We start from the raw sequence: 16,885 nt of genomic DNA, 5'->3' as shown, positions 1-16,885 counted from the left end.
TGAAGGAGAAGCATGAAGAAGGGTACCGTTAAGTGGTTCAACGCGGAAAAAGGCTACGGGTTCATCCAGCAGGAAGAGGGTCCGGACGTGTTCGTGCACTTCTCGGCCATTGAGGCCGAAGGGTTTCGCACCCTGAACGAGGGGGAGCGGGTGGAGTTTGAGGTGGAGCCGGGCCGGGGCGGCAAGGGCCCCCAGGCCAAGAAGGTCCGCCGCATCTAAAGGACGGGAAGGCCAAAGGAAGCCCCCAAGGGGGCTTCCTTTGCTTTAGGCTTAGGGCATGCGCATCCTGGTTTCCAACGACGACGGCATCTTCTCCCCGGGCATCAAGGCCTTGGGCCTGGCCATGCGGGCTTTGGGCGAGGTGTACGTGGTGGCCCCCGATGTGGAGCAGTCGGCGGTGGGCCACGGCATCACCGTGCGCCGCCCCTTGCGCTTCAAGCACACGGCGAGCGCCGGTTTCGGGGAGATCCCCGCCTACCGGGTGGACGGCACCCCGGCGGACTGCGTGGTCCTGGGGGTGCACCTTCTGGGCCGGCCGGACCTGGTGGTCTCCGGCATCAACATCGGGGTGAACCTGGGGCTAGACCTCACCCACTCGGGTACGGTGGCGGCGGCCCTCGAGGCCACCTCCTTAGGCATCCCCGCCATCGCCTTCAGCCTGGACACCTCCGGGGAGGAGTTGGACTTCGCCGAGGCCGCCCGCCATGCGGTAAGGATCGCCCGCCGGGTGGCGGAGAAGGGCCTGCCCAAAGGGGTCCTCCTCAACGTGAACTTCCCCGCCCGCCCGCCCAAGGGGGTCAAGGTCACCCGGCTTTCCACCCACCACTTTGAGGACACCGTGGTGGAACGGCTTGACCCCGAGGGGAAGCCCTACTACTGGATCGCCGGCACCCCCGTGGGGGAGGAGGAGGAGGGGACGGACCTTTGGGCGGTGCGCCAGGGGTACATCTCCGTCACCCCCGTGAGCCTGGACTTCACCGCCCGGGAGTACCTGGCCGAGGTGGAGGCCTGGTTCAAGGACCTGTGAGGCGCACGGGCAGGCCCTCCTTTAGGCCCCAGGCCTCCCGGGCGTTTCCCCGGTTGAGGGAGATTTCCAAAAGCCCTGCGCTTCCCAAGTAGGCCACCCCTTCCCCTACTTCCACCTCGCCGAAGGTGCGGCGGATGGGTACCCTTCGCCCCGCCACCTCCACCCATCCCCCCAAAGGGGCCTGGAGGAGGGTGGTGATGGCGTTGCCGAAGCGGTCAAAGGTGAGGATCTCCCCTTCCGGCCCCGGGGTGAGGGCCAGGGGAAGCCTTTGGAGGCTTTCCACCGGCACCTCCTCCCCCAGGGCCTCCGGGGGAAGCCCCAGGGCCAGGTGGGCGGCGGCGGGGGCGAAGCGGTCGCGGCCGTGGAAGGTGAACGCCCCGGGGCGCCACCCGGGTAAGGGGTCCAGGCCCTGGGGCCTGGGAGGCGCCACCCCTTCCAGGGCGTAGGCCCGCCGGGGCGGGTCCAGGAGCCAGGCCAGGGTGAAGAGGCCGTTGTCCGGGCCCACGTAAACCCGCCGGCCCAAGGCGGCGATGGCCCGCCTCCTTGTCCCCACCCCGGGGTCCACTACCCCTAGGACCACGCTCCCCTCGGGCAGGTAGGGCACCGCCTCAAAGAGGGCGTAGGCCGCCCGGCGCAGGTCCTGGGGCGGGAGGTCGTGGGCCAGGTCCACCACCCCTATTCCGGGGGCCTTTTGGGCCAAGACCGCCTTCACCACCCCCACGTAGGGGTCCTCGAGGCCGAAGTCGGAGAGGAAGAAGACGGGGCGCATCCTAGAAGCGCCGCAGCCAAGCGGGGGGGAAGAGGGCGAGGACCACCCCCGCCACCACCCAGCCCAGGCCAAGGCCCAAGACGCTCCCCGCCCGCTCCTTGGCCCACAAAAGCCCGGCGCCCACGAGGAGGAGGAGGAGGGTGGGCCCCGGCACCACCAGGGCGAAGAAGAGGGCGGAAAGGGCGGGGGAGAGGTCCTTGTAGCGCTCCTTAAAGACCCAGGGAACCAAGCCGCGGAAGAAGGGCTCCATCAGGGCCAGGCCCAGGAAGGTGAGGAGGTTTAGGGGAAGGGTGGATAGGCCGAGGAAGGGGCGCAGGAGGCCGTAGGCGAAGAGGAGGAGGACCAAGGCCGGCCCCACCCAAAACCCCTCCACCCAGCTTCCCCAGGGGCCCAGGAGGGCGGGTAGCCGCTTCCTTTGCCAGAAGAGGAGGCCCAAGAGGAGGAAGGCCCCGTAGGCCAGGTAGAGGCTTGGGAGCACCTTTTCCCCTTGGTAGGGGGTGAGGAAGGCGAGGAGGTTGGCGAAGAGGAGCTTGCCCATCAGGGCGGCGAAGCCCAGGGCCAAGAGGAGGGCCAGGAGGGCCAAGAGGTAGAGGCTTCCCGGCCCTGGCAAGGGGTTTTCCACCACCTCCACGGTGCGCAAGGGCTCTATGCGGCTTTCCCCCAGGAGGACCAGGACCAAGAAGGCGAGGAGGGCGAGAAGCCAGGGCCAGGCCTTGGCGAGGAAGCGCCCGGGGAGGTTTTCCACCTGGGAAAGTTGCCCCAGGGCCGCCAGGCCCCGCTCGAAGTCCCCTTGGCCCAGGTAGGCCAGGGTCAGGGTGGAGAGGGCCTGGGCCTTGAGGTCCGGCCTTTCCGCAAGCTCCGGGAGGAGGCTTTCCAAAAGGGGGATGGCCTCCCCGGGCCGCCCCACCAGGAAAAGGAGGCGTCCCCGCGCTAGCCGTTCCTCCCGGGTGGAGCCCAGGGCCAGGAGGCCCGCTTCGGGATTGCCGAGCTCCAGGTGGAGCCGGGCCAGGAGGAGGCGCACCTCCGGGGTGGGGGGGAGGGTTTGGGCCTCGGCCAGGGCGGCCTCTGGGCGCTTTAGGGCCTCGAGGGCCAAGGCCCTCGCCAGCCTCGCCTCCGGATCCCGCCCCAAGGGGAGGCGCAGGACCTCCGCCGGCTTCCCCTGGGCCAAAAGGAGCCGTGCCTTGAGGACCAGGCCCTCGGGGTCGTCCCCTAGGCGCTCCAGGTAGGTGGCCGCTTGGGCCAGCTCCCCCCTTTCCAAGGCGATGCGGGCGAGGAGGCGGAGGCTTGGGGCGTGGTTGGGGTCGCTCACCAGGGCGAGCTCGCAGGTCATCTGGGCGCTCTCCAAGGCTCCTTGGTCGTAGAGCCTCTGGCAGCGGGCGAAATACTCCTCGGCCCCTTGGGCCAAGGCCTGGGGAGGAATAACCAGGCCCATAAAGACCAAAAGTCCCCAAATAAGCCTCATGGCTTCCAGTTTACGCCCTCCGTCTTATACCCGGTATAATCGCCCCGGGTGAAACCCATGAAGCGATGGACGGCAATCCTAACCTCGGCCCTCTTGACCCTGGCCATGGCCCAGGCCTCCCAGGTGGCGGCCTTGGTGGATGCGGGGCGCTTCCAGGAGGCCTACGAGATGGGCCTCAAGCTCGGCACCCCCGAGGCCCTGGCCCTGGCGGCCAAGGGGGCGAGCTTCTACGCCCTTTACGAGGCCAAGCCGGAGGAGAAGCGGGCTTGGTTTGAGAAGGCGGAGAAGGCCGCCTCCCAGGCCATCGCCAAGGACCCGGGTTACCCGGAGGGCTACTTTGAGCGGGCAAGGGCCCTGGGGCGGCTTTCCCAGTACAAGGGGATCCTCGAGGCCCTCTCCGAGGGGCTTGCCCCCCGCATCCGCAACGACCTGGAACGGACCCTGAAGCTCAAACCCGACCACGCCGGGGCCATGGTGGCCCTGGCCCTTTGGCACTTTGAGCTGGTGCAGAAGGGCTGGCTGGTGGCCGCCACCCAGGGGGCGGACGGGGGCAAGGTGGAGCCCTTGATGCGGAAGGCCATTGAGCTGGAGCCCGATGGGATCATCCACCGGGTGGAGTACGCCAAGGTGCTCGCCGCCTGGGGCAAGAAGGAGGAGGCGCGAAAACAGCTGGAGATTGCCCTTTCCCTCCCCGCCCGGACCGCCGCCGACCGCTACGACCAGGAAAGGGCTCGCCAGGAGCTGGCCAAGCTCAAGTAGGCCCTAGCGCGGGGTGGGGAGCCTGAGGCCAAGCCGCCTGCCGAAGACCCGGAGGAGCACGGTGGCCAAGGCCCCGGCGAAGAGGGAGAACCCGGGGTGGCTTCCGTGAAGGGCATAGACCACCAAAGCCCCCACCAGGGCGGCGGAGGCGTAGAGGTCCCCCGCCCGGTAGAGGATGCCCGGCACCTCGCCGGCGAGCACATCCCGCAAGACCCCGCCCCCCACCCCGGAAAGGGTCCCCGCCAAGGCCACGCCAAAAGGCCCTAAGCCCGCCCCCAGCCCCCTTTCCGCCCCCAAGGCGGCGAAGAGGCCTAGGCCCAGGGTGTCCAGGTAGTAGATGGGCTTCTCCAGGGCCTGCACCCGACCCGGGGGTGGAAGCGGAAGACCAGAACCCCCACCCCCACCACGCTCCAAAGGAGGGGCTCGTTGGTGAGGGCCGTGGGGGGGAGGGTGCCCACCAGGACATCCCGGATGGAGCCGCCCCCCACCGCCGTCACCGTGGCCAGGACCAAGACCCCAAGGAGGTCAAACCCCTTTTCCACCCCCTTCAGAGCCCCGGTGGCGGCGAAGACCAGGGTGCCGAGCCAGACCAGGACCTCAACCATCCAAAAGCGCCAGGGCCCGGGCCTGGACGTGGGAAGGGAAGAGGCCCTCCGAGGTTTTGAAGGCCAGGCCGATGCGGTCCTTGGGAAGCCCCAAGAGGCGGGAAAGGTTTTCCACCAAGGCCTCCCGGTGGGGGTTTAGCTTGGGCCGGTCCAGGGTGAGGACCAGGCTCACCTGGAGGAGCCTCCCCCCTAGGCCCGCCACCCGGGCCAGGGCTTCCTTCAGGAACACCTCGCTCCGCACCCCTTGCCAGCGGGGGTCGGTGTCGGGGAAGAGGAGGCCGATATCCCCGAGGCCATAGGCGGCGAGGAGGGCATCGGTGAGGGCGTGGAGGGCGGCATCCCCGTCGGAGTGGGCCACGGCCCCCACGGGGCTTGGGATCTCTAGGCCGCAGAGGTAGAGGGGCTTGCCCTCGGCGAGAAGGTGGCTATCCTCCCCGTAGCCGATGCGCATGGCTATACTTTAGGGCATGCCGCGCTTTGAGGAAGCCCTGGCCCTCATGGAGGCCTGGACGGAGAGTCCGTCCTTGCGCCGGCACATGCGGGCGGTGGAGGTGGCCATGCGGGCCTACGCCCGCCGCTTCGGGGAGGACGAGGAGCTTTGGGCCATGGCCGGGGTGCTCCACGATATGGACTACGAGAAGTACCCGGAGGAACACCCCTACCGGGGGGTGGAGGAGCTCAGGCGCCTCGGCTACCCCGAGGAGGTCCTAAAGGCCATCCTGGGCCATGCCAGCTACACCGGGGTGCCCCGGGAAAGCCTTATGGCCAAGGCCCTGTTCGCCGTGGACGAGCTCACGGGCCTCATCGCCGCTGCGGTCTACGTGCGCCCGGACCGTTCCATCCTGGGCCTGGAGCTCCCTAGCCTGAAAAAGAAGTTCAAGGACAAGGCCTTCGCCAAGGGGGTAAACCGGGAGGAGATCCGCATGGGGGCGGAGGAACTGGGGGTGTCCTTGGACGAGCACCTGGCCTTCGTGTTGGAGGCCATGAAGCGGGAGGCCCACCTCCTGGGCCTCGCATAGTTGCCCTTTTGCGCCATCCCCGCTAGGGTGGGAGGCGTGGAGCTTCCCGACCTCACCCCTTACCTCGGGCAGATGACCTTTGGCGGCCTAGCGGGGTATGCCGTGGGCTATGCCTTGAAGAAGGTGGGCCGCCTTCTCGCCCTCGCTTTGGGGCTTCTCTTCGTGGGCCTACAGCTCCTCGCCCAGGCGGGCTACGTGGAGGTGGACTGGACCCGCATCCAGCGGGACGTGGAGCCTTTGCTCCAGCAGCCTGGCTTGAAGAGCCTTTGGGAGAGGCTTGTTTCCACCCTCACCTATAACCTGCCCTTCGGGGCGAGCTTCGTGGGCGGGCTTATCCTGGGCCTTAGGGCCGGATGAGCCGCTGGGGCGTGGCGATGAGGTCCACCCGGCGCTCGGGGGGAACGGGGAGCTTGGGGTAGACCATCACCGGGTGGGCCAGGGTGGCGAAGGGGGCCTCCAGCTTGAGCCAGGCTTGGGGAAAGCCGTAGCCCTTCCCCACCCAACCCCCCTCTTCGTCCACCGCCACCGCCCCGATGAGGACGAGGTCTATGGCCTGGGCCTCGAGGGCCACGGGCACCCCGTAGCGGTAGGCCTCCCGCACCCGCTTGAGCCGCCTGGGGTCCAGGTCCTTCAGGAGCAAAAACTTCCCCGGCCGGTCCGGATGAGGGAGGAGGAGGTCTTTCCCTTGGCGCAAGGCCTCCTCCCTCAAGGGTTTGAGCACGGCGTCCATGCCCGCGAGGATCCGCCGCGCTCCCAGGAACTCCGGGGTCCTTAGGAGGCGCTCCGCTGCCTTTTTGGCCCCCAGGAAGTTGGGGTGGTGGCCGTGGGGCGGGGTGGGGTGGAGGGCAAGCCCGTAGCGGGCGAGGGCGTTCCAGACTTCTTCCCGCAGCTCCCCCAAGGTCATCTCCCCCACTTTGCCCCCTGGGCAGGGGGGCGTCAAGCTAGGATGGGAGGATATGGGCCGCAGACTCCGGTTCGCCCACCTACACCAGCACACCCAGTATTCCCTCCTGGACGGGGCGGCCAAGCTTTCCGACCTCCTTAAGTGGGTCAAGGAGGTCTCCCCCGAGGACCCCGCTTTGGCCATCACCGACCACGGGAACCTCTTCGGCGCGGTGGAGTTCTACAAGAAGGCCACGGAAATGGGCGTGAAGCCCATCATCGGGTACGAGGCCTACGTGGCGGCGGAAAGCCGCCACGACCGCAAGCGGGGCAAGGGCCTGGACGGGGGGTACTTCCACCTCACCCTCCTCGCCAAGGACTTCAAGGGCTACCAGAACCTGGTGCGCCTGGCGAGCCGGGCCTACCTGGAGGGCTTTTACGAGAAACCCCGCATTGACCGGGAGATCCTTAGGGAGCACGCCGAAGGCCTCATCGCCCTTTCCGGGTGCCTGGGGGCGGAGATCCCCCAGTTCATCCTCCAGGACCGCCTGGACCTGGCGGAGGCCCGGCTCAACGAGTACCTTTCCATCTTCGGCGACCGCTTCTTCATTGAGATTCAAAACCACGGCCTTCCCGAGCAGAAGAAGGTCAACGAGGTCCTCAAGGAGTTCGCCCGCAAGTACGGCCTGGGCCTGGTGGCCACCAACGACGGCCACTACGTGCGGAAGGAGGATGCCCGGGCCCACGAGGTGCTCCTGGCCATCCAGTCCAAGAGCACCCTGGACGACCCCGAACGCTGGCGCTTCCCCTGCGACGAGTTTTACGTGAAGACCCCCGAGGAGATGCGGGCCATGCTCCCCGAGGCGGAGTGGGGGGACGAGCCCTTTGATAACACGGTGGAGATCGCCCGCATGTGCAACGTGGACCTCCCCATCGGGGACAAGATGGTCTACCGCATCCCCCGCTTCCCCCTCCCCGAGGGCCGCACGGAGGCCCAGTACCTCATGGAGCTCACCCTAAAGGGCCTCCTGGACCGCTACCCCGACCGCATCACCCCGGAGTTTTACCGGGAGGTCTTCCGCCGCCTGGGGAAGATCCCCCCCCACGGGGACGGGCAGGCCCTGGCCGAGGCCTTGGCCCAGGTGGAGAAGGAGGCTTGGGAAAAGCTCCTGGCCGGGTTTCCCCCTCTGGAGGGCGTGCGGGAGTGGACGGCGGAGGCCATCCTCCACCGGGCCCTCTATGAGCTCGGCGTCATTGAGCGCATGGGCTTCCCCGGGTACTTCCTCATCGTCCAGGAGTACATCAACTGGGCCAAGAAGCATGGCATTTCCGTGGGCCCCGGGCGGGGTTCGGCGGCGGGGAGCCTCGTGGCCTACGCCGTCGGCATCACCAACATTGACCCCTTGCGCTTTGGCCTTCTCTTTGAGCGCTTCCTAAACCCCGAGCGGGTGTCCATGCCGGACATAGACACGGACTTTTCCGACCGCAAGCGGGACATGGTCATCCAGCACGTGCGGGAGCGCTACGGAGCGGATAGGGTAGCCCAGATCGGCACCTTCGGGAGCCTGGCCTCCAAGGCGGCCCTGAAGGACGTGGCCCGGGTCTACGGCATCCCCCACAAGAAGGCGGAGGAGCTGGCCAAGCTCATCCCCGTGCAGTTCGGCAAGCCCAAGCCCTTGGCCGAGGCTGTCCAGGTGGTGCCGGAGCTCAAGGCGGAGATGGAAAAGGACCCCAAGATACGGGAGGTGATAGAGGTGGCCATGCGCCTCGAGGGCCTCAACCGCCACGCCTCCGTGCACGCCGCCGGGGTGGTGATCGCCGCCGAGCCCCTCACCGACCTGGTGCCCCTCATGCGAGACCAGGAGGGCCGCCCCGTGACCCAGTACGACATGGGGGCGGTGGAGGCCTTGGGCCTTTTGAAAATGGACTTCCTGGGCCTCCGCACCCTCACCTTCTTGGAGGAGGCCAAGCGGATCGTCCGGGAGTCCAAGGGGGTGGAGCTGGACTACGATGCGCTTCCCCTGGACGACCCCAAGACCTTTGAGCTCCTTGCCCGGGGGGAGACCAAGGGGGTTTTCCAGTTGGAGTCTGGGGGCATGACCAACACGGTGCGGGGGCTTAAGCCCAGGCGGATTGAGGACATCATCGCCCTGGTGTCCCTCTACCGCCCCGGCCCCATGGAGCACATCCCCACCTACATCCGGCGCCACCACGGCCAAGAACCCGTGCGCTACGCCGAGTTTCCCCATGCGGAGAAGTACCTAAGGCCCATCCTGGACGAGACCTACGGCATCCCCGTCTACCAGGAGCAGATCATGCAGATCGCCTCCGCGGTGGCCGGGTACTCCTTGGGGGAGGCGGACCTTCTGAGGAGGGCCATGGGCAAAAAGAAGCTGGAGGAAATGCAAAAACACCGGGAGCGCTTCGTCCGGGGGGCCAAGGAGCGGGGGGTGCCGGAGGAGGAGGCCAACCGGCTTTTTGACATGCTGGAGGCCTTCGCCAACTATGGCTTTAATAAGTGCCTCCCCGCGCGGGCGCAGGTGGTGGACTACCGCACGGGAAAGCTGGTTTCCGTGGGGGCCATCGTTCGGGGCGAGGCAAGGGGGGTGTGGGTGGCCTCCCTGGACGAGGAGACCCTCCGCTTGGTGCCCCGGCCCGTGGTGGCGGCCTTTTCTAGCGGCCGGGCCCAGGTCTTCCGCCTGCGCACCGCCACGGGGCGGGTTCTCGAGGCCACCGCCAACCACCCCCTTTACACCCCCGAGGGCTGGCGTCCCTTGGGAGCGCTCAAGCCCGGGGACTTCGTGGCCCTGCCCCGCCACCTGCCCTACCTCCCTTCCACGAGCCTCAAGCCCCACGAGCTAGACCTCCTGGGGTTCGCCCTCGCCGAGGGTAACCTGCGCCACCCTTCGGGGTTTTACCTCTATACCTCCTCGGAGGAGGAGCTCTGCGCTATGCTGACGGCCCTAGAGGCCTTCGCCAACACCCGGGCCAAGGTGGCCTGGCGGCGGGGGGTGGCCCACGTTTACGTGGGGCGGGAGGACCGGAGGCGCCCGGCGGAGGCCGTGGAGTTTTTGGCGAGGCTGGGCCTTCTCGGCCTTTCCGCTCGGGAAAAGCGCCTTCCCGAGGAGGTCTATGGGCTTCCCCCAGGGGAGGTGGCCCGCTTCCTGGGCCGGCTTTGGGTCGGGGATGGGGGGATAGACAAGAAAGGGCGGCTCATCCACTACGCCACCGCCTCGGAGGCTTTGGCCCGTGGGGTGCAGCACCTTCTCTTGCGCCTGGGTTTGCAGAGCCGGTTGGTGGCCAAGGAGTTTCCTTACCGGGAGGGGCGCAAGGGGTGGGTGGTCTACCTGCTGGGGGGCCTCGAGGCCGCCCGCCGCTTCGCCCTTTGGGTGGGGCCCTACCTGGTGGGCAAGCGGGCCCGGGACCTGGAGGAACTCCTCTCCGCTTGGGAGGAGGGCGGGCGGAGCACGAAGGACGTCCTTCCCCTCGCCTTCTTGCCCCTGGTGCGGGAGGCGGTGGCGCAGGCTTCCCCACAGGGTGTGGGGGCCTTTCTGGCGAAAGGGGGCTTGGCCCAAGGACTCCTGCGCCCGGGTAAGGGGCGGAGGGGCCTATCCCAGGCCACGCTCAAGCGCCTGGCCACCCTCACGGAAAGCCTTGCCCTTTGGCGCCTGGCTGCGGCCGAGATCTACTGGGACCGGGTGGAGGCCTTGGAGGCTTTGGGCGAGGAGGAGGTGTTTGACCTCACGGTGGAGGGCACCCACACCTTCGTGGCCCAGGACGTCATCGTCCACAACTCCCACGCCGCCGCCTATAGCCTCCTCTCCTACCAGACCGCCTACGTGAAGGCCCACTACCCCGTGGAGTTCATGGCCGCCCTCCTCAGCGTGGAACGGGGTGACTCGGACAAGGTGGCGGAGTACATCCGGGATGCCCGGGCCATGGGCATCCCCGTCCTGCCCCCGGACATCAACCGCTCGGGCTTTGACTTCAAGGTGGTGGGGGAGGAGATCCTCTTCGGCCTCTCGGCGGTGAAGAACGTGGGGGACGCTGCGGCGGAAGCCATCCTGAAGGAAAGGGAGCGGGGAGGGCCCTTTAAGAGCCTGGGGGACTTCCTGAAGCGCCTGGACGAAAAGGTGGTGAACAAGCGCACCCTCGAGTCCCTCATCAAGGCGGGGGCCTTTGACGCCTTTGGGGACCGGGCGCGCCTCCTCGCCTCCCTGGAGCCCCTCCTGCGCTGGGCGGCGGAAAGCCGGGAGCGGGCCCGCTCGGGGATGCTGGGCCTCTTCGCCGAGGTGGAAGAGCCCCCCTTGGCGGAGGCCGAGCCCTTGGACGAGATCACCAGGCTCCGTTACGAGAAGGAGGCCTTGGGCATCTACGTGTCCGGCCACCCCGTGCTCCGCTACCCGGGGCTTAGGGAGGCGGCAAGCTGCGCCTTGGAGGAGCTAGAGCCCTTCACCCGGGGGCTTCCCCCGAGGTCCAAGGTGCTCCTTGCGGGCATGGTGGAGGAGGTGGTGCGCAAGCCCACCAAAAGCGGGGGGATGATGGCCCGCTTCACCCTTTCCGACGAGACCGGGGCCTTGGAGGTGGTGGCCTTCGGCCGGGCCTACGAGGGGGTTTCCCCCAAGCTCAAAGAGGATATGCCCCTCTTGGTCCTGGCGGAGGTGGAGCGGGAGGAGGGGGGGCTTAGGGTCATCGCCCAGGCGGTCTGGACCCACGAGGAGGTGGCGGAGGCCCCCAAGGCCTTGGAGGTGGAGGTGGACCACGCCCTTCTGGACGAGAAGGGGATTACCCACCTCAAGAGCCTTTTGGACGAGCACCCGGGGACCCTTCCCCTCTACGTGAAGGTCCAGGGGCCCTTTGGCGAGGCCCTTTTCGCCCTCCGGGAGGCCCGGGTGGCGGAGGAGGCCCTTAGGGCCCTCGAGGCCGAGGGCTTCCGCGCCTATTTGGTGCCCGACCGGGAGGTCTTCCTCCAGGGGAACGGGGGGAACGGGGCCAAGGAGGAGGCGGTGCCCTTCTAAACGAAAAAGGGCCGGGAAAAATCCCGGCCCTTCCCTTTAGAGGGCGCTAGAAGTCCATGTCCCCGGCGCCCGCGGAGGCGGGGGTGGACTCCTTCTTCTCGGGCTTCTCGGCCACCACCGCCTCGGTGGTGAGGATGAGGGCGCCGATGGAGGCGGCGTTCTGCAGGGCGGAGCGGGTCACCTTGGCGGGGTCCACGATGCCCGCCTCCACCATGTCCACGAACTCCCCGGTGGCGGCGTTGAAGCCGTAGCGGAGGTTCTTGGTCTCGGAGAGGATCTTCTGGACGATGACGGAGCCCTCGTAGCCGGCGTTCTCGGCGATCTGGCGGGCGGGCTCCTCCAGGGCCCGGCGCACGATCTTGGCCCCGGTGGCCTCATCGCCCTCGAGGCCCTTCAGGAGCTCGTCCACGGCGCTGATGGCCCGGAGAAGGGTCACGCCGCCGCCCGGCACGATGCCCTCCTCCACCGCCGCCCGGGTGGCGGAGAGGGCGTCCTCAAAGCGGTGCTTCTTCTCCTTGAGCTCGGTCTCGGTGGCGGCCCCCACCCGGATCACCGCCACGCCGCCCGCCAGCTTGGCCAGGCGCTCCTGGAGCTTCTCCTTGGCGTACTCGCTGTCGGTGGTCTCCAGCTCCTTCTTGATGGCGTTGATCCGGGCCTCAATGTCCTCCTTCTTGCCCTTGCCGCCCACGATGGTGGTCTCGTCCTTGGTGATGCGCACCCGCTCGGCCCGGCCCAGCATGGAGAGGGTGGCGTTCTCCAGCTTGAAGCCGAGCTCCTCGGAGATGACGGTGCCACCGGTGACGGCGGCGATGTCCTTGAGCATCTCCTTGCGGCGGTCGCCGAAGCCCGGGGCCTTCACCGCGGCCACGTTCAGGGTGCCCCGGAGCTTGTTCACCACCAGGGTGGCGAGGGCCTCACCCTCCACGTCCTCGGCGATGAGGAGGAGGGGCTTACCGGTCTGGGCCACCTGCTCCAGGATGGGGAGGAGTTCGCGGACGTTGGAGACCTTCTTCTCCACGATGAGGATGAAGGCGTCCTCCAGGACGGCCTCCATGGTGTCGGGGCTGGTGATGAAGTAGGGGGAGATGTACCCCTTGTCAAACTGGTACCCCTCCACGAACTTCAGCTCGGTCTCCAGGCTCTTGGACTCCTCAACGGTGATGATGCCCTCCTTCCCCACCTTCTCCATGGCGTCGGCGATGAGCTTGCCGACGTCCGGGTCGTTGGCGGAGATGGTGGCCACCTCCTCAATGGCCTTGCGGTCCTCCACGGGGATGGCCAGGGAGCGGATCTTCTCCACGGCGGCCTCCACCGCCTTCTCAATGCCCCGCTTGAGGGCCAAGGGGTTGGCCCCGGCGGCCACGTTCTTCAGGCCCTCCCGCACGATGGCCTGGGCCAAGACGGTGGCGGTGGTGGTGCCGTCGCCCGCCACGTCGTTGGTTTTGGAGGCCACCTCCTTGAGGAGCTGGGCCCCGATGTTCTCCAGGTGGTTCTCCAGCTCAATCTCCTTGGCCACCGTCACCCCGTCCTTGGTGATGGTGGGGGAGCCGAACTTCTTCTCCAGGACCACGTTCCGGCCCCGAGGGCCAAGGGTCACCTTCACCGCATCGGCCACGGCGTTCACGCCGCGCTCCAGCGCCCGGCGGGCCGCCTCGTCAAACACCAGGATCTTCGCCATAGCTCACCTCCTTACTGCAGGACCGCCAAAAGGTCGCGCTCGGAGAGGATCACGTACTCCTCGCCGTCAATCTCAACCTCGGTGCCGCCGTACTTGGCAAAGACCACGATGTCCCCCTCCTTGACCTCGAGGGGCACCTTCTGGCCGTTGTCCAAGATGCGGCCCGAGCCCACGGCGATCACCTTGCCCTTTTGGGGCTTCTCCTTAGCGGTATCGGGAAGCACGATGCCGCCCTTGGTCTTGGGCTCTTCCTCAATCCGCTTCACCACAACCCGGTCGCCTAGGGGTTTGATCACGGTCTTCACCTCCGCAGCCATCTTCACTCCCCCCTTTGACGCTCAAAGGCCGAGAGTGTCAAACCAAGGGTCATTATTTTGCCCCCAGGCCCTTTTGTCAAGGGGGTTGAGGGGGGGCTTATAAACGGAGGGGCTCCTTCCCCCGCACCCCGGGGTGCGGCCCCGTGCCGGGGGGCCCTTCTCCCCGGGAAAGGGGAGGTAGCCCTCGGGCACAAGGAGGACCCCTTCCCTGGCCCGCCTTGCCGCCACAAGGGGGGCCTTCCCCGGTGGAAAGGCCAAAAAGGGAGCGTCCCTTCGTGGCGTTGGTTTGCCCTTGCCACCTCTGGGGTGGCTTCAAGAAAAGCGCCTCTGCCGCAGGGCCTCGTAGAGGAGCAAGGCGGCGCTCACCGAGACGTTGAGGCTATCCGCCACCCCCCGCATGGGGATTTTTACCCGGGCGTGGGCCGCTTCCTTCCAAGGCTCGGGCAGGCCCGTATCCTCCGCCCCCAGGAGGAAGGCCACCCCCGGGCGGTAGTCCTCCTCCCAGTAAAGCCGCTCCCCTTCCGGGGTGGCGGCCACCAGGCGGAGGCCCTGGGCCTTTAGGTAGCGAAGGGCCTCCTCCTCTCCCACGGGGAAGACGGGCAAGGCGAAGACCGTTCCCGTGGAGTTCCGGATCACCTGGGGGCTATAGAGGTCCACCCCCTCCGCCACCAGGACCAGGTCCGCCCCCGCCCCGTCCGCCGCCCGCAGGATGGCCCCCAGGTTGCCCGGCTTTTCCAGGCCCACCACCGCCAGGACCAAAGGGTTTGGGGGGAGGCGCACCGCCTCCAGGCGCCTTTGGGGGATGCGGAAGACCCCCAGGACCTGGGCGGGGTTTTCCCGGGTGGAAACCCGTTCCAGGGCCTCTTGGGAAAGCTCCAAAACCGTGGCGCTTCCCGCCAGGAGGCGGTCTTCGGCCGTCGCCCTGGGGCCGAGGACGAGGGTTTCCAGGGTGAGGCCCGCTTTTAGGGCTCTTTCCACCTCCCGCCTTCCCTCCACCAGGAAAAGCCCGGTCCTTTCCCGCTCCTTCCGTTCCTTGAGGGCGGAAAGGGCCTTCACCTTGGGGTTAGCGGGGCTTTGGATCCGCAAGGCGCACCTCAAAGCGGGCCACCTTGGGCCCTTGGAGTTCCAGGACCACCTCCTCCACCTCCGGGAACTCCTCGAGGAGCCGGGAGAGGCGGAGGAGGATCTCCTGGTAGGGCCTGGGGTCTTCCCGGCCCTCGAGGGGCTTTAGGAGCTCCTGGGCGTCCTTGGCGGTGAGGGGGGAAAGGCGCTGGCCCAAGGCCTGCTCCCCCAAGGGGGTGGGGAGGAGGAGGGTGAGCACGGGGCCGAAGAGGGGGTGGGGCTCGGCCTTGAGGCGGAGGGTAAGCCCATTTTCCTTGCCCAAGGGGAGGCCGAAGGCCCTAAGAAGCGCTTCCGCCTCCTCCCGGCTTAGGCGCTTCTTCCCCTCCAGAAGCCGCCTCGCCTCCTCGAGACGCAGGTCCGGGAAGTCGGGGAAGAGGAGGGGCTCTTCCCGGAAGCGCTTGTAGGCCCAGGCCCGGGCCAGGGCGATGGCCGCCGACTCGGGGAAGCGGTAGAGGGCTACCCGTCCCAACACCCGGGCCCGCACCCCCGCGGAGCCCATGGCACAGGCTAGGAGGAGCTTCTCCCCTTCCGCCTCCCCTAGGAGGTTTAGGAACTCCTCCTCGGAGGCGTACCCCATGGGCACGAAGAGGAGAAAGACGCTTCCCGCATCGCTTTCTAGGGCCTCCTTGAGCGCCCGGGCGTAGTCCTCCGCCTTGGCGGTGGAGCCCAGGTCCACGTGCTCCACCTCGAGGCCCCCTTCCCGCAGGGCCTCCAGGGCCAGGTTGGAGGGGCCGGAGGCGTTGGAGATGAGGCGTACCCGGCCGTTTTCCGGTAGGCGCCCCAAGGAGAGGAGGGCGGCCACGTCAAAGGCCTCCTCCAGGTCGTTGGCCCGCACCACCCCCGCCTGGGCGAAAAGGGCCCGCACCAGGGGATCCCGGGAGGGGTGGACGGCCAGGATGGGCTTCTTCTTGCCGATCCTGCGGGCCAGGCGGGAGAAGCGCCGGGGGTTGCCGAAGCTTTCCAGGTAAAGGAGGATGACCCGGGTGCGCTCGTCCTCCTCCCAGAACTGCAGGAGGTCGTTGGAGGAGATATCCGCCTTGGCCCCCAAGGAGGCAAAGGAGGCGATGCCGAGGCCCATCCCCTCGGCGTAGGCCATCACCGCCCGCCCCAGGGTGCCCGACTGGCTGGAGAGGGCCAAAGGCCCCGCCTTGGGCAAAGGGGCTAGGCCTGCGGCCAGGCGCACCTCGGGGTGGGTGTGCACGAGGCCCAAGGACCCAGGCCCCAAAAGGCGCATGCCGTAGCGGCGGGCCTTGTCCGCCAGGGCCTTGGCCTCTTCCGGGGCGAAGCCCGTGGTGAGGACGATGGCCCCCCTAACCCCCCGGCGGCCGCAGGCCTCCAGGGCGCCTGGGACGCGTTCCTTGGGCACGGCGATCACCGCCAGGTCCACGGGGCCGGGGATGCTCTCCACGCTGGGGTAGGCGAGGAGGGGGCCCACGGTGCCCCCCTCCTTGCCTATGGCCTCGTTCACGGGGTAGACGGGCCCCTGGAAGCGGCCAAAGATGAGGTTTTCCAGAACCCGGTAGCCGATGCTGTCCGGGTCCCGGCTCGCCCCCACCACCGCCACCCCCCGGGGAAAGAAGAAGGGGTGGAGGCTGGCGATGGTGGAAACCTTTTCCCGCCACTCAAACCGCTCCGCCGCCCGTTCCTCCAAGAGGATGTCAAACTCCACCTCCACCTCCCCCCCCTCCCGGTGGGCCCGCACCTGGAAGCCGCTTTCCATGAAGACGCTTAGCATCTGCCGGTTTTCCGCCAGGGTGAAGGCCTGGAAGCGCCGCACCCCCCGCTTGGCGGCGAGGAGGGCTAAGCGCTCCAAAAGGAGGGTGCCGAGGCCCTTGCCCTGATAGGCGTCGTCCACCAGGAAGGCTACCTCGGCGGTGTCCTCCCCCTTGGCCCGCACGTACTCCCCGGTGGCCACGATCCTCGGGGGCTCCCCGGCCAGGACGATGAGGGTCACCTTCTCCTCCTCGGGCTTGGCGGAAAGGAGGAGTTCCGCCGCCTTCTCCGGGGAGATGGGGGAGAAGAAGCGCATGCGCAGGGATTCCGGGGAAAGCCGCCTGAGGAACGCCACGAAGAGGGGGAGGTCCTTGGGGGTGGCCCGGCGCAGGAGGGCGGTGCGCCCGTCCTTGAGGAGGACGGGGCCCTCCTCGAGGCCGTACTGGGGCGTGGGCGGGGGCACGTACCCCATGCCCTTAGCCTACCCCAGCCGGACTGGGGGTAGCATAGGGCC

At 68.0% G+C, this 16,885-nt stretch carries 14 protein-coding genes and 1 pseudogene; 6 read left to right on the top strand and 9 right to left on the bottom strand.

From position 1 onward, the window contains the following. Positions 1-12 precede the first annotated feature (12 nt). Together LXN00_RS07265 and surE are read left to right on the top strand one after the other, a co-directional pair. Positions 13-219 (top strand): cold-shock protein, encoded by a 207-nt coding sequence (locus LXN00_RS07265; RefSeq protein WP_016330342.1) that lies wholly within the window; start codon positions 13-15, stop codon positions 217-219. Between the two features lie 58 nt (positions 220-277). Further along, the gene (gene surE, locus LXN00_RS07260) at positions 278-1,027 is read left to right on the top strand and encodes a 5'/3'-nucleotidase SurE (RefSeq protein WP_234506868.1); all 750 of its coding nucleotides are present in this window, start codon (positions 278-280) and stop codon (positions 1,025-1,027) included. Here surE and LXN00_RS07255 read toward each other — a convergent pair. Both LXN00_RS07255 and LXN00_RS07250 read right to left on the bottom strand, forming a co-directional pair. After that, complete coding sequence (locus LXN00_RS07255) at positions 1,014-1,796, bottom strand: SAM hydrolase/SAM-dependent halogenase family protein (protein WP_234506866.1); 783 nt, start codon at positions 1,794-1,796, stop codon at positions 1,014-1,016. The genes surE and LXN00_RS07255 overlap by 14 nt on opposite strands. Position 1,797: 1 nt before the next feature. Beyond that, entirely contained in the window at positions 1,798-3,258 is a 1,461-nt protein-coding gene (locus LXN00_RS07250) for a tetratricopeptide repeat protein (RefSeq protein ID WP_234506865.1), read from the bottom strand. A 57-nt stretch (positions 3,259-3,315) separates the two neighbouring features. On the opposite strand from LXN00_RS07250, the gene LXN00_RS07245 reads away from it, so the two are divergent. Then, complete coding sequence (locus LXN00_RS07245; RefSeq protein ID WP_234507175.1) at positions 3,316-4,017, top strand: hypothetical protein; 702 nt, start codon at positions 3,316-3,318, stop codon at positions 4,015-4,017. A gap of 3 nt (positions 4,018-4,020) precedes the next feature. Here the strand turns inward: LXN00_RS07245 and LXN00_RS07240 are convergent. Both LXN00_RS07240 and ispF read right to left on the bottom strand, forming a co-directional pair. Further along, positions 4,021-4,622: pseudogene (locus tag LXN00_RS07240) on the bottom strand (trimeric intracellular cation channel family protein). Continuing rightward, positions 4,615-5,073 (bottom strand): 2-C-methyl-D-erythritol 2,4-cyclodiphosphate synthase, encoded by a 459-nt coding sequence (gene ispF, locus LXN00_RS07235; protein ID WP_234506864.1) that lies wholly within the window; start codon positions 5,071-5,073, stop codon positions 4,615-4,617. The pseudogene LXN00_RS07240 and the gene ispF overlap by 8 nt, the downstream one beginning before the upstream one ends. A 16-nt stretch (positions 5,074-5,089) precedes the next feature. On the opposite strand from ispF, the gene LXN00_RS07230 reads away from it, so the two are divergent. Beyond that, positions 5,090-5,641: an HD domain-containing protein gene (locus LXN00_RS07230; RefSeq protein ID WP_234506862.1), complete on the top strand. Its 552-nt coding sequence runs from the start codon at positions 5,090-5,092 to the stop codon at positions 5,639-5,641. 36 nt (positions 5,642-5,677) lie between these two features. Next, on the top strand, positions 5,678-5,998 hold the full coding sequence (locus LXN00_RS07225; RefSeq protein WP_234506861.1) for an FUN14 domain-containing protein: 321 nt from the start codon (positions 5,678-5,680) through the stop codon (positions 5,996-5,998). On the opposite strand, the gene LXN00_RS07220 is transcribed toward LXN00_RS07225, so the two are convergent. Then, a complete protein-coding gene (locus tag LXN00_RS07220; RefSeq protein ID WP_234506859.1) occupies positions 5,985-6,545 on the bottom strand; it encodes a 5-formyltetrahydrofolate cyclo-ligase in 561 nt (186 codons plus the stop codon). The two genes, LXN00_RS07225 and LXN00_RS07220, sit on opposite strands and share 14 nt — an antisense overlap. Before the next feature lie 52 nt (positions 6,546-6,597). Here LXN00_RS07220 and dnaE point away from each other — a divergent pair, with 52 nt between their 5' ends. Then, positions 6,598-11,541, top strand: a complete 4,944-nt coding sequence (gene dnaE, locus LXN00_RS07215) for a DNA polymerase III subunit alpha (RefSeq protein ID WP_234506857.1) — start codon at positions 6,598-6,600, stop codon at positions 11,539-11,541. A 46-nt stretch (positions 11,542-11,587) separates the two neighbouring features. On the opposite strand, the gene groL is transcribed toward dnaE, so the two are convergent. The 4 genes from groL to LXN00_RS07195 all read right to left on the bottom strand — a co-directional run bounded on the left by groL (position 11,588) and on the right by LXN00_RS07195 (position 16,843). Next, positions 11,588-13,219, bottom strand: coding sequence for a chaperonin GroEL (gene groL, locus LXN00_RS07210; protein WP_234506855.1), 1,632 nt, complete (start codon positions 13,217-13,219; stop codon positions 11,588-11,590). A gap of 11 nt (positions 13,220-13,230) precedes the next feature. Next, positions 13,231-13,536, bottom strand: a complete 306-nt coding sequence (groES, locus tag LXN00_RS07205) for a co-chaperone GroES (RefSeq protein WP_234506854.1) — start codon at positions 13,534-13,536, stop codon at positions 13,231-13,233. 312 nt (positions 13,537-13,848) lie between these two features. After that, a complete protein-coding gene (locus LXN00_RS07200) occupies positions 13,849-14,622 on the bottom strand; it encodes a TrmH family RNA methyltransferase (RefSeq protein ID WP_234506852.1) in 774 nt (257 codons plus the stop codon). Then, positions 14,600-16,843: a GNAT family N-acetyltransferase gene (locus tag LXN00_RS07195; RefSeq protein WP_234506850.1), complete on the bottom strand. Its 2,244-nt coding sequence runs from the start codon at positions 16,841-16,843 to the stop codon at positions 14,600-14,602. The genes LXN00_RS07200 and LXN00_RS07195 overlap by 23 nt, the downstream gene beginning before the upstream one ends. Positions 16,844-16,885: the final 42 nt, after the last annotated feature.

The sequence above is a fragment of the Thermus brockianus genome (assembly GCF_021462505.1).
GTDB lineage: Bacteria > Deinococcota > Deinococci > Deinococcales > Thermaceae > Thermus > Thermus hydrothermalis.
The sequence above is the reverse complement of the archived record's forward strand: the minus strand, read 5'-3'. Positions and strand labels throughout refer to the sequence as shown.

Coding starts and splice junctions, on each gene's coding strand:
- LXN00_RS07265 (WP_016330342.1), top strand. CDS start 13: ATGAAGAAGGGTACCGTTAAGTGGTTCAACGCGGAAAAAGGCTACGGG.
- surE (WP_234506868.1), top strand. CDS start 278: ATGCGCATCCTGGTTTCCAACGACGACGGCATCTTCTCCCCGGGCATC.
- LXN00_RS07255 (WP_234506866.1), bottom strand. CDS start 1,796: ATGCGCCCCGTCTTCTTCCTCTCCGACTTCGGCCTCGAGGACCCCTAC.
- LXN00_RS07250 (WP_234506865.1), bottom strand. CDS start 3,258: ATGAGGCTTATTTGGGGACTTTTGGTCTTTATGGGCCTGGTTATTCCT.
- LXN00_RS07245 (WP_234507175.1), top strand. CDS start 3,316: ATGAAGCGATGGACGGCAATCCTAACCTCGGCCCTCTTGACCCTGGCC.
- ispF (WP_234506864.1), bottom strand. CDS start 5,073: ATGCGCATCGGCTACGGGGAGGATAGCCACCTTCTCGCCGAGGGCAAG.
- LXN00_RS07230 (WP_234506862.1), top strand. CDS start 5,090: ATGCCGCGCTTTGAGGAAGCCCTGGCCCTCATGGAGGCCTGGACGGAG.
- LXN00_RS07220 (WP_234506859.1), bottom strand. CDS start 6,545: ATGACCTTGGGGGAGCTGCGGGAAGAAGTCTGGAACGCCCTCGCCCGC.
- dnaE (WP_234506857.1), top strand. CDS start 6,598: ATGGGCCGCAGACTCCGGTTCGCCCACCTACACCAGCACACCCAGTAT.
- groL (WP_234506855.1), bottom strand. CDS start 13,219: ATGGCGAAGATCCTGGTGTTTGACGAGGCGGCCCGCCGGGCGCTGGAG.
- groES (WP_234506854.1), bottom strand. CDS start 13,536: ATGGCTGCGGAGGTGAAGACCGTGATCAAACCCCTAGGCGACCGGGTT.
- LXN00_RS07195 (WP_234506850.1), bottom strand. CDS start 16,843: ATGGGGTACGTGCCCCCGCCCACGCCCCAGTACGGCCTCGAGGAGGGC.